General features: G+C 54.2%; 13 protein-coding genes. 9 read left to right on the top strand and 4 right to left on the bottom strand.

Features of this window, described 5'->3' with window-relative positions; translation table 11 throughout:
• Positions 1–66: IS1 family transposase (locus ACOTYB_RS16625; RefSeq protein WP_421765773.1), on the top strand; the 66-nt coding region annotated here is incomplete at its 5' end.
• Positions 67–76: 10 nt separating this feature from the next.
• Here the strand turns inward: ACOTYB_RS16625 and ACOTYB_RS16620 are convergent.
• The 3 genes from ACOTYB_RS16620 to ACOTYB_RS16610 all read right to left on the bottom strand — a co-directional run bounded on the left by ACOTYB_RS16620 (position 77) and on the right by ACOTYB_RS16610 (position 2,856).
• Entirely contained in the window at positions 77–499 is a 423-nt protein-coding gene (locus ACOTYB_RS16620) for a hypothetical protein (RefSeq protein WP_409248803.1), read from the bottom strand.
• Positions 500–515: 16 nt separating this feature from the next.
• Complete coding sequence (locus ACOTYB_RS16615) at positions 516–905, bottom strand: hypothetical protein (RefSeq protein WP_032657859.1); 390 nt, start codon at positions 903–905, stop codon at positions 516–518.
• Positions 906–1,170: 265 nt separating this feature from the next.
• Positions 1,171–2,856, bottom strand: a complete 1,686-nt coding sequence (locus ACOTYB_RS16610) for an aspartate:alanine antiporter (RefSeq protein WP_032610193.1) — start codon at positions 2,854–2,856, stop codon at positions 1,171–1,173.
• A 274-nt stretch (positions 2,857–3,130) separates the two neighbouring features.
• Between ACOTYB_RS16610 and ACOTYB_RS16605 the strand changes: the two genes are divergently transcribed.
• Positions 3,131–3,505 carry an inner membrane protein YbjM gene (locus tag ACOTYB_RS16605; RefSeq protein ID WP_220153689.1) on the top strand — a complete coding sequence of 125 codons (375 nt, stop codon included), beginning with the start codon at positions 3,131–3,133 and terminating at the stop codon, positions 3,503–3,505.
• A gap of 30 nt (positions 3,506–3,535) precedes the next feature.
• Here ACOTYB_RS16605 and ACOTYB_RS16600 read toward each other — a convergent pair whose 3' ends face one another.
• Positions 3,536–3,805 carry a GrxA family glutaredoxin gene (locus tag ACOTYB_RS16600; protein ID WP_006809455.1) on the bottom strand — a complete coding sequence of 90 codons (270 nt, stop codon included), beginning with the start codon at positions 3,803–3,805 and terminating at the stop codon, positions 3,536–3,538.
• Positions 3,806–3,990: 185 nt separating this feature from the next.
• On the opposite strand from ACOTYB_RS16600, the gene nfsA reads away from it, so the two are divergent.
• From nfsA to potI, 7 genes are all read left to right on the top strand, one after another.
• Positions 3,991–4,713 carry a nitroreductase NfsA gene (nfsA, locus tag ACOTYB_RS16595; RefSeq protein WP_003858388.1) on the top strand — a complete coding sequence of 241 codons (723 nt, stop codon included), beginning with the start codon at positions 3,991–3,993 and terminating at the stop codon, positions 4,711–4,713.
• A 64-nt stretch (positions 4,714–4,777) separates the two neighbouring features.
• A complete protein-coding gene (gene rimK / locus ACOTYB_RS16590; protein WP_045347178.1) occupies positions 4,778–5,680 on the top strand; it encodes a 30S ribosomal protein S6--L-glutamate ligase in 903 nt (300 codons plus the stop codon).
• Positions 5,681–5,743: 63 nt separating this feature from the next.
• A complete protein-coding gene (locus ACOTYB_RS16585) occupies positions 5,744–6,220 on the top strand; it encodes a YbjN domain-containing protein (RefSeq protein WP_003858385.1) in 477 nt (158 codons plus the stop codon).
• Between the two features lie 350 nt (positions 6,221–6,570).
• On the top strand, positions 6,571–7,683 hold the full coding sequence (potF, locus tag ACOTYB_RS16580; protein ID WP_220153690.1) for a spermidine/putrescine ABC transporter substrate-binding protein PotF: 1,113 nt from the start codon (positions 6,571–6,573) through the stop codon (positions 7,681–7,683).
• A 143-nt stretch (positions 7,684–7,826) separates the two neighbouring features.
• Positions 7,827–8,960, top strand: coding sequence for a putrescine ABC transporter ATP-binding subunit PotG (gene potG, locus ACOTYB_RS16575; RefSeq protein WP_017693732.1), 1,134 nt, complete (start codon positions 7,827–7,829; stop codon positions 8,958–8,960).
• 9 nt (positions 8,961–8,969) lie between these two features.
• Positions 8,970–9,923, top strand: coding sequence for a putrescine ABC transporter permease PotH (gene potH / locus ACOTYB_RS16570; RefSeq protein ID WP_003858381.1), 954 nt, complete (start codon positions 8,970–8,972; stop codon positions 9,921–9,923).
• Positions 9,920–10,765, top strand: a complete 846-nt coding sequence (gene potI, locus ACOTYB_RS16565; protein WP_003858378.1) for a putrescine ABC transporter permease PotI — start codon at positions 9,920–9,922, stop codon at positions 10,763–10,765. Before potH ends, potI begins: the two co-directional genes overlap by 4 nt.
• Positions 10,766–10,800 lie beyond the last annotated feature (35 nt).

The following is a 10,800-nucleotide window of genomic DNA, read 5'->3' as shown; positions in this document are numbered from 1 at the left end:
TCAAAATCGCTGGAGCTGCATGACAAGGTCATCGGGCATTATCTGAACATAAAACACTATCAGTAAGTTGGAGTCATTACCGGAATGTGATTAAGCTTCTAATAATATTAATCTTATCAATACTGAGATGGAAGTAAGCAGTTTTAAAATTTGAAAATATTACTTCGTCACGTATATTCTTTTCCTTAATCGCTTTTAATTCACTTTGGGATTTTTTCTTTTTAGAAATGAGGTGTTCATAGATTGTTAATACAATCAAATCAACTATGCTGAAAACAACAATTCCTAATGAAACACCTATTACAAGTGAAATTAATAAAATATAAGTTTCATAGTTTTGTGCTATCGGTTTTATTGCAGTCGTTAGCCATAAATGTAGAAGCGGTAATATTTTACATAAGGATAGGACTCCACCACATATCATAAATAATGTTGTGCAGGCTCTTCTAGGAGTGTACAAGGTAGAAACAAAATTGATAAATTGATCTATATAGTTCACTGGAATTCTCAATTAGTCAGATTGTGTGTTTTGCGGAATCACTGTTCATATCTTCCGGTTCTTGCTGGTCAATTACCCGAATGGCATCAGCAGCTTGAATCAACTTTAGAGCATCATCAACACTTACACCTTGTAAGTCTATGATTTTTCTATCGGCTGCGACTTCAATTCTTATTTTGGATTTTGACTGCAACAAGTTCAGTACCTTAAGAAGGTATGGCGCAAACTTCTGCCCACGTTCAACTAAAATGCTCAGATATTCACGTATGCCTGGATTGGAGGAGAAACATTGTACTCTTTTGGCGTCAATGCCGACAATACTGCATTCTTCTACAAAAGTCTGCTTCAACTCCTCAGGGATGTATACAGCAATTGAAAAATACTGGGATTGATTTTTTGATGACATGATACAGGCCTAAGGAACGGGAAGTAGAGCGCTGTCGCCACTTTGCCGCCACAGTCGCAATTGTTAGTTCCTAACTGATTGATTAGAAAGGGTTATAATAGCAGGCAACAAAAAACCCATCAACCTTGAACCAAAAATGGCGGGGTTGATGGGCTCCACAAATTGGGGACATCAAAGAAAAGCAGTGGCACTAGTTATGACTGCACCCTGCGTAAAAAGTTCTGCGCGTAACGAAAATTTTTTGCGCCACTCGCAAACTTGAGATTTATCCGAGTCCTGGCCAGATAATGATGATCAGCGTACCTGCCAGCGTCAGCAGCACGTTTGCGATGGCGTAGGTGCCTGCATAGCCCAGCGCCGGGATGTTGCTGCGCGCGGTGTCGCTGATGATCTCCATCGCCGGTGCGCAGGTGCGCGCGCCCATCATTGCCCCGAAGAGCAGGGCGCGGTTCATGCGCAGCACGTAAGCGCCGAACAGGAAACAGATCACCACCGGTACCAGGCTGACGATAAGTCCGGAAACCAACATTTGCCAGCCGACCGCGCCCAGGCCGTTGCCAATGCCGCTCCCGGCGCTTAAGCCGACACCCGCCATAAAGACCATCAGACCGAACTCTTTCACCATGTTCAGCGCACCCTGAGGGATATAGCCGAAGGTGGGATGGTTCGCTCGCAGGAAGCCCAGCATGATCCCGGCGAACAGCAGACCGGCTGCATTACCAATGCCGAAGCTAAAGTTGCTGAACTGGAAGGTGATCATCCCGATCATCAGGCCGACAATGAAGAAGGCGCAGAAGGCTAACAGGTCCGTCACCTGGCTGTGGATCGAGATAAAGCCGATACGGTCGGCAACGGTTTTAACACGTCGGGCATCGCCGCTAACCTGCAACACATCGCCTTTATTGAGCACCACGTTATCGTCGATAGGCATTTCAATCTGGCTGCGGATCACGCGGTTGAGGAAACAACCGTGGTCGGTCAGCTTCAGCTGTGCCAGACGGCGGCCCACGGCATTGTGGTTTTTCACCACAATCTCTTCGGTGACAATACGCATGTCCAGCAGGTCGCGGTCAAACACCTCTTTCCCGTTGCGGAAGCTCGGATCGAGACGCGCGTGGGCGTCCGGGTAGCCAACAAGGGCGATGTCATCGCCCATCTGGAGCACCGCGTCACCGTCCGGGTTTGCCAGAATGCCGTTACGACGGATACGTTCGATGTAGCAGCCGGTCTGACGGTAGATCCCCAGCTCGCGCAGGTTTTTCCCGTCGGTCCAGGCAACCAGCTCCGGCCCGACGCGGTAGGCGCGGATCACCGGCAGGTAAACTTTACGTTTGGAGTCCGTGTCCAGGCCGCGCTCGCGGGCGATGGTCTGGGCGCTGGTCTGGAGATCCTGATGCTGAAGTTTTGGCAGATAGCGCGCGCCAACAATCAGGCTCACCAGACCAATCAGATAGGTCAGGGCATAGCCCAGACTCAGGTTGTCCAGCGCGGAGGAAAGCGGCGTGCCGGCCATGCCAGAATGACGAAGCGTATCGCCCGCGCCGACAAGCACCGGTGTGGAGGTCATCGAGCCTGCCAGCATACCGGCCGTTAAGCCGATGTCCCAGCCAAACAGCTTGCCCAGCCCTAACGCAATCAGCAGGGCGCTGCCGACCATCACCAGCGCCAGCATCAGGTAATTTTTGCCGTCTCGGAAGAAAATGGAAAAAAAGTTCGGACCGGCTTCCACGCCTACGCAAAAAATAAACAGCATGAAACCTAAGTTAAGCGCGTCCGTGTTAATACTGAAATGTTGTTGACCTAATAACAGGGAGACGACTAAAACGCCAATGGAATTACCAAGTTGAACTGAACCCAGGCGTAATTTACCCAGACAAAGGCCCAGCGCCAGTACCACAAATAATAACAGGATGTAATTCCCATTTAACAAGTCTGCGACGTTTATATTCACGGAGGCTAACTTCTTGTTTACCAGTAAGTTGTTGAATGAAAGGACTATTTGGGCTACTGTTTTCAGAGTCAGGGAATCACTTTGCACCTCCCTGCTTCCTGATAAATACCCTAAACACTAGCAGGCGGTTAGTTTAATCGTAATAGCTACCGACAGCCACCTATTATCGCACGACTTCTGTGCGTGCTTTGGCAAGGATTGCCGCATTGCTTTATCTGACTGGGCGTCCACCGGACGATTTTTGTATTTGATAGAGATAAGTCAGGAGGATAGTTTGAACTTTAAACGAAACTGGGCTGGCGTAATCAGCTGTTTTTTGCTGTTTACGGTCGTTTGCATGTCGCTCGCTTTTAACGTGAAAGGCGCCTTCAGAGCGTCCGATCATCCCGAACTGGGCCTGTTGTTTTTCATCCTGCCGGGGGTAGTGGCCAGTTTTCTTTCGCGCAACGGCGAGGTGGTGATGCCGCTGCTGGGGGCAATGCTTGCGGCTCCGCTCTGCCTGCTTCTGATGCGCGTGCTGTTTCTCTCGTCGAGAAGCGTCTGGCAGGAAATGGCGTGGCTATTGAGTGGCGTTTTCTGGTGTGCGCTGGGCGCGCTCTGTTTCTTATTTACGCGCAGCCTGCTGCAACAGCGGAAGCACCGTAAATAAAAACGCCCTCAGGGTGAGGGCGTCTTCGCATTACTGAGCCGCAAACAGGCCCAGGTGTTCTTTGGCGTAGGCTTCAAAATCGGTGCAGCCGCCAATGTGTTTCTGATCGAGGAAGATCTGCGGCACGGTTTCAACCGGTTTACCCACGGTTTTTTCCAGATCCGCTTTAGTGATGCCTTCCGCGTGGATATCCACATAACGGAAGTTGAAATCATCACGCTCTTCAGTCAGTTTCTCTGCCAGCTCTTTCGCGCGCACACAGTAAGGGCATCCTGGACGACCAAAAATTACTGCAAACATTTCTCTCTCCTCAAAAAACAAGCCTGACGGCGAATAGCGCCTATAGTGCACGATAACCTGCCGTCATGGAAAGAAGGTTTCACCTGTCACTTTGATACAGTCAGGCTATGTTTCGCCAATTACATCAGGTGGATCATTGCCTATACTGGCTGCCATACGTTTTACGCAACACAAAGAGAGACAAAATGACGCCAACCATTGACCTGCTTCGTTCCCACCGTTCCATTCGCCATTTCACCGATGAGCCAATTACCCAGGCGCAGCGGGACGCGATCATCGACAGCGCAAGAGGCACCTCCAGCTCCAGCTTTTTGCAGTGCAGCTCCATTATCCGCATCACCGATCCGGCGATGCGTGAGCAGCTGGTAACGCTGACGGGCGGACAAAAGCACGTTGCCCAGGCGGCTGAGTTCTGGGTGTTCTGCGCCGATTTTAACCGTCACCTGCAAATATGCCCTGAGGCCGAGCTGGGGCTGGCGGAACAGCTGCTGCTGGGCGTTGTGGATACGGCACTGATGGCGCAAAACGCGTTCACGGCGGCGGAATCACTGGGGCTTGGCGGCGTCTATATTGGCGGGCTGCGTAACAACATCGAAAGCGTGACGGAACTGCTGAAGTTGCCGAAACACGTGCTGCCGCTGTTTGGTCTGTGCCTCGGCTGGCCGGCGGATAACCCGGATCTGAAGCCGCGCATTCCTGCTGCGATGCTGGTGCATGAAAACCACTACCAGCCGGTCGACCAGGACGTTCTGCATCAATACGATGAAGAGCTGGCGAACTACTATCTGACGCGTGACAGCAACAACCGCCGCGACACCTGGAGCGACCATATTCGTCGCACCATCATCAAGGAGAACCGCCCGTTCATTCTCGACTACCTGCACAAACAGGGCTGGGCAACGCGGTAGTCCATTCCTCCTGCGCCTCGTGTATGATAGGCAGGCTTTTACCATGTCTTTAGAGAGGTGCAGGGTGAAAATTGCCATATTGTCCCGGGATGGAACGCTCTATTCATGTAAACGCCTGCGAGAAGCGGCGGCGAAACGCGGACATCAGGTTGAAATCCTCGATCCGATGTCCTGCTATATGAACATCGACCCTGCGGCGTCGTCGATTCATTACAAAGGCCGCAAATTGCCGCATTTTGATGCGGTAATTCCCCGTATTGGCTCCCAGATCACCTATTACGGCACGGCCGCGCTGCGCCAGTTTGAAATGCTGGGAAGCTATCCGCTCAATGAATCCGTGGCGATTTCCCGCGCCCGCGATAAGCTGCGCTCGCTGCAACTGCTGGCGCGCCAGGGGATCGATCTGCCCGTCACCGGGATTGCTCACTCCCCGGACGACACCAGCGATTTAATCGATATGGTGGGCGGTGCGCCGCTGGTCATTAAGCTGGTGGAAGGTACGCAGGGTATTGGAGTGGTACTGGCGGAGACGCGTCAGGCGGCGGAAAGCGTGATCGATGCGTTTCGCGGTCTGAATGCCCATATTCTGGTGCAGGAGTATATTAAAGAGGCTAAAGGGTGCGACATCCGCTGCTTTGTGGTGGGCAATGAAGTGGTGGCCGCCATAGAGCGGCAGGCGAAAGAGGGCGATTTTCGCTCTAACCTTCACCGCGGCGGTATCGCACGGGTGGCCCTTATCAGCGAGCGCGAGCGTGAGATTGCGGTGAAAGCGGCGCAGACGCTGGGCCTGGACGTGGCGGGGGTCGATCTGCTGCGTGCCGACCGCGGGCCGTTGGTGATGGAAGTTAACGCCTCGCCGGGGCTGGAAGGGGTGGAAAAAACCACAGGCGTCGATATTGCAGGTAAAATGATCGCATGGATTGAATGCCATGCAACGCCGGGATTTTGCCTGAAAACGGGCGGTTAAATGGATCGGCGCGCACTTTTTGCGTAATCTGGACAACGTTTTTATTTAAGAGGCTGCACTGCGATGGATTTACAGGTCGTACCTACACTGGATACGTTACGTCAATGGCTCGATGATGCCGGTATTACTTTCTTCGAATGCGACTCCTGCCAGGCGCTGCATCTGCCTCACATGCAAAATTTCGACGGCATTTTCGATGCCAAAATCGATCTGATTAACGACGTGATCCTTTTCTCGGCGCTGGCTGAAGTAAAGCCGTCCGCGCTGCTGGCGCTGGCATCCGATCTGTCAGCGATCAACGCCAGTTCTTTGACGGTGAAAGCGTTTCTCGACATACAGGATGATAATCTGCCAAAGCTGGTGGTTTGCCAGTCTTTATTCTCCGGCGCGGGGCTCTCCTTCAAGCAGTTCGCCTGGTTTATGCGCCTGAGCGAAGAGCAAATTTCCATGGTCATGATGGAAGCCAACGCACATCACCTGCTGTATAGCGCGGAAGATGACGCCGAGAATAATGATGCATCTCCCAATTTTCTCCACTAAGCCTGTCTGACTTTTGCGCAGTCGCTGCCAGAGCGGCTGCATAACACCGTTTTTTCTGCTGCTTTTAACCTTTCTTTAAAGAATTTTTCACCTCCTCTCCGGCCGTTTCGGCTTATCACGTAGACATAATCTGCATAAAAAATTGATAAAAGGCGTTTTTTCGTCTGGGCTATAGCCGGAGACACGGGCTACAGTTATTCTTGCGGTGCTTAAAAAAGCGAGCGGAACCTGCCGGGAAGAGGGGGGTATTTTATTTCGGGCAGAGCGACAAACTATGCATGATTATTGCATATCTTCAGGCTGCACAGTTTTGGTTCGTTTGTTAACGAACTTTCAGAAGGAATAACAATATGATCGCCTTGAATAAAAAATGGTTATCGGGTCTGGTTGCGGGTGCTCTGATGGCCGTCTCTGCCGGCACGCTCGCTGCGGAACAAAAAACGCTGCACGTCTATAACTGGTCTGACTATATTGCGCCGGATACCGTCGCCAATTTTGAAAAAGAGACCGGCATTAAGGTTGTCTACGACGTATTCGATTCCAACGAAGTGCTGGAAGGCAAACTGATGGCGGGCAGCACCGGTTTCGACCTGGTGGTGCCGTCGGCAAGCTTCCTGGAGCGTCAGCTGACCGCCGGTGTCTTCCAGCCGCTGGACAAGAGCAAATTACCGAACTGGAAAAACCTCGATCCGGACGTGCTGAAGCTGGTGGCGAAGCACGATCCGGACAACAAATACGCGATGTCTTACCTGTGGGCGACCACCGGTATTGGCTATAACGTGGATAAAGTCAAAGCGGCGCTGGGCCCGGACGTCAAGCTGGACAGCTGGGACGTGGTGCTGAAGCCGGAAAACCTCGAGAAGCTGAAAAGCTGCGGCGTCTCTTTCCTCGATGCGCCGGAAGAGATTTTCGCCACCGTGCTTAACTATCTCGGCAAAGATCCAAACAGCAGCAAGGCCGACGACTACACCGGTCCGGCGACCGACCTGCTATTAAAGCTGCGTCCAAATATTCGCTACTTCCACTCCTCTCAGTACATCAACGACCTGGCGAACGGGGATATCTGCGTGGCCATCGGCTGGGCGGGCGACGTCTGGCAGGCGGCGAACCGCGCGAAAGAGGCAAAAAACGGCGTGAATGTTTCCTACTTCATTCCGAAGGAGGGGGCGCTGGCGTTCTTCGACGTCTTCGCGATGCCGGCTGATGCGAAAAACAAAGAGGAAGCGTATCAGTTCCTCAACTACCTGATGCGTCCGGACGTGATTGCTCACATCAGCGACCACGTCTACTACGCCAATGGTAACAAGGCCTCCGTGCCGCTGGTGAGCGAAGAAATCCGCAATAATCCGGCGATCTACCCGCCAGCCGATGTGTTTGCCAAGCTCTTCACCCTGAAAGTGCAGGAACCAAAAATTGACCGTGTGCGTACCCGCGCGTGGACCAAGGTGAAAAGTGGTAAGTAACGGCGTTTGATATCGTTGCCCGGTGGCGCCGTCGCTTACCGGGCCGACAAATCCCGTAGGCCGGGCAAGCGTTAGCGCCGCCCGGCGATGCGCACCCTGACGGTGCGTTTGCACCAGTGTTGATCTATGCCGGAGAGCACCCCGTGAATGACGCGATCCCCCGCCCGCAGGCGAAAGTCCGTAAAGCGCTGACCCCGCTTCTTGAAATTCGTAACCTCACCAAATCCTTCGACGGCCAGCATGCCGTGGACGATGTCAGCCTGACGATCTACAAAGGTGAAATTTTTGCTTTGCTTGGCGCATCCGGCTGCGGTAAATCGACCCTGCTGCGCATGCTGGCCGGGTTTGAACAGCCCACCGCCGGGCAGATCGTGCTGGATGGGGTAGACCTCTCCAGCGTGCCGCCGTACCAGCGGCCCATCAACATGATGTTCCAGTCCTATGCCCTGTTCCCACACATGACCGTCGAGCAGAACATCGCCTTCGGCCTGAAGCAGGACAAACTGCCGAAAGCCGAAATCACCGCGCGCGTGGCGGAGATGCTGAGCCTGGTGCATATGCAGGAGTTTGCGAAGCGTAAGCCGCATCAGCTTTCCGGCGGCCAGCGTCAGCGCGTGGCGCTGGCAAGAAGTCTGGCGAAGCGTCCAAAATTATTACTGCTCGACGAGCCGATGGGCGCGCTGGATAAAAAGCTGCGCGACCGGATGCAGCTGGAAGTGGTGGATATCCTCGAGCGCGTGGGGGTGACCTGCGTGATGGTGACTCACGACCAGGAAGAGGCGATGACCATGGCCGGGCGCATTGCGATCATGAATCGCGGTAAGTTCGTGCAGATCGGCGAGCCGGAAGAGATTTACGAACACCCGACAACCCGCTACAGCGCGGAGTTCATCGGCTCGGTGAACGTCTTCGAAGGGCTGCTGAAGGAACGCCAGGACGACGGTCTGGTGATTGAATCGCCGGGGCTGGTGCACCCGCTGAAGGTTGATTCTGATAACTCCGTGGTGGACAACGTGCCGGTTTACGTTGCCCTGCGCCCGGAAAAAATCATGCTATGCGATGAGCCACCCGCCGATGGCTATAACTTTGCCGTGGGCGAAGTGGTACACATTGCCTATCTCGGCGATCTGTCGATTTACCATGTCCGCCTGAAAAGCGGCCAGATGCTCAGCGCCCAGTTACAGAACGAACACCGGTATCGCAAGGGACAGCCAACCTGGGGCGACGAAGTGAGCCTCTGCTGGGATGCGGACAGTTGCGTAGTCCTGACGGTATAAGGAGCGGTCATGAGTACACTTGAACCTCCAGCCCGCGTCAAAAAACCGGGCGGTTTCGCGCTCTGGCTGGCGCGCATACAGATGGCGCATGGCCGCAAGCTGGTCATCGCCATGCCCTATATCTGGCTGATCCTGCTGTTTCTGCTGCCGTTCCTGATCGTCTTTAAGATCAGCCTGGCGGAGATGGCGCGGGCGATCCCACCGTATACCGATCTGTGGGAGTGGGCCGACGGGCAGCTGACGCTGACCGTAAACCTCGGTAATTTCCTGCAACTGACCGACGATCCGCTCTATTTCGAAGCCTATTTGCAGTCGTTACAGGTTGCGGCTATTTCTACGATCTGCTGCTTGTTGATGGGCTACCCGCTGGCGTGGGCAGTGGCGCACAGCAAGCCGTCGACGCGAAATATTTTACTGCTGTTGGTCATTTTACCGTCGTGGACGTCGTTCCTGATCCGCGTGTACGCGTGGATGGGGATCCTGAAGAATAACGGCATACTGAATAACTTCCTGCTGTGGCTTGGGGTGATCGACCAGCCGCTGACGATCCTGCATACCAACCTTGCGGTGTATATCGGGATTGTCTATGCCTATCTGCCGTTTATGGTGCTGCCGATCTATACGGCGCTGACGCGTATTGATTACTCGCTGGTGGAAGCCTCGCTGGATCTCGGCGCACGCCCATTGAAGACTTTCTTCAGCGTCATTGTCCCTCTCACCAAAGGCGGAATCATCGCCGGATCGATGCTGGTGTTTATCCCGGCTGTCGGGGAGTTTGTGATCCCGGAACTGCTCGGCGGCCCGGACAGCATCATGATTGGCCGCGTGCTGTGGCAGGAGTTCTTCAATAACCGCGACTGGCCGGTGGCCTCGGCTGTGGCGATCGTCATGTTACTGCTGCTGATCGTGCCGATCATGTGGTTCCATAAACATCAGCAGAAACAGATGGGAGACCACGGATGAACAACTTACCGGTAGTACGCTCCCCGTGGCGAATTGCGATCCTGATTATCGGCTTTACCTTCCTGTATGCGCCGATGCTGATGCTGGTGATCTACTCGTTCAACAGCTCTAAGCTGGTCACCGTCTGGGCGGGCTGGTCGACGCGCTGGTACAGCGAGCTGTTCCACGATGATGCGATGATGAGCGCGGTGGGGCTGAGCCTGACCATTGCGGCGCTGGCGGCGACGATGGCCTGCGTGCTGGGCACGATTGCCGCGCTGGTGATGGTGCGCTTTGGCCGTTTCCGCGGGGCAAATGGTTTTGCGTTTATGATCACCGCCCCGCTGGTCATGCCGGACGTGATCACCGGACTGTCGCTGCTGCTGCTGTTTGTCGCGCTGGCGCACGCCATCGGCTGGCCAGCGGATCGCGGGATGCTCACCATCTGGCTGGCGCACGTCACCTTCTGTACGGCATATGTGGCGGTGGTCATCTCCTCGCGGCTGCGCGAGCTGGATCGCTCCATTGAAGAGGCGGCGATGGATCTCGGCGCCACGCCGCTGAAGGTCTTTTTCATCATCACGCTGCCGATGATTATGCCGGCGGTGATCTCCGGCTGGCTGCTGGCGTTCACGCTCTCGCTCGACGATCTGGTTATCGCCAGCTTTGTGTCGGGACCGGGCGCGACGACGCTGCCGATGCTGGTCTTCTCCAGCGTGCGGATGGGGGTGAATCCGGAGATCAACGCCCTGGCCTCCATCATCCTTGGCGTGGTCGGAATTGTCGGATTTATCGCCTGGTATTTGATGGCGCGCGCGGAAAAACAGCGTGTGCGCGATATCCAGCGTGCAAGACGCGGCTGAAGGAATTACTATTTCCAGTGATGTGCCGCGTATGA

This window comes from Enterobacter cloacae complex sp. IR5450 (assembly GCF_049238665.1).
Taxonomy (GTDB): domain Bacteria; phylum Pseudomonadota; class Gammaproteobacteria; order Enterobacterales; family Enterobacteriaceae; genus Enterobacter; species Enterobacter hormaechei_C.
The sequence above is the reverse complement of the archived record's forward strand: the minus strand, read 5'-3'. Positions and strand labels throughout refer to the sequence as shown.

What these genes read in the sequence shown, in the direction of transcription:
- ACOTYB_RS16585 (WP_003858385.1), top strand. Translation starts at nt 5,744, where the DNA reads ATGGATTTACAGGTCGTACCTACACTGGATACGTTACGTCAATGGCTC.
- ACOTYB_RS16615 (WP_032657859.1), bottom strand. Translation starts at nt 905, where the DNA reads ATGTCATCAAAAAATCAATCCCAGTATTTTTCAATTGCTGTATACATC.
- nfsA (WP_003858388.1), top strand. Translation starts at nt 3,991, where the DNA reads ATGACGCCAACCATTGACCTGCTTCGTTCCCACCGTTCCATTCGCCAT.
- potI (WP_003858378.1), top strand. Translation starts at nt 9,920, where the DNA reads ATGAACAACTTACCGGTAGTACGCTCCCCGTGGCGAATTGCGATCCTG.
- potF (WP_220153690.1), top strand. Translation starts at nt 6,571, where the DNA reads ATGATCGCCTTGAATAAAAAATGGTTATCGGGTCTGGTTGCGGGTGCT.
- potH (WP_003858381.1), top strand. Translation starts at nt 8,970, where the DNA reads ATGAGTACACTTGAACCTCCAGCCCGCGTCAAAAAACCGGGCGGTTTC.
- ACOTYB_RS16600 (WP_006809455.1), bottom strand. Translation starts at nt 3,805, where the DNA reads ATGTTTGCAGTAATTTTTGGTCGTCCAGGATGCCCTTACTGTGTGCGC.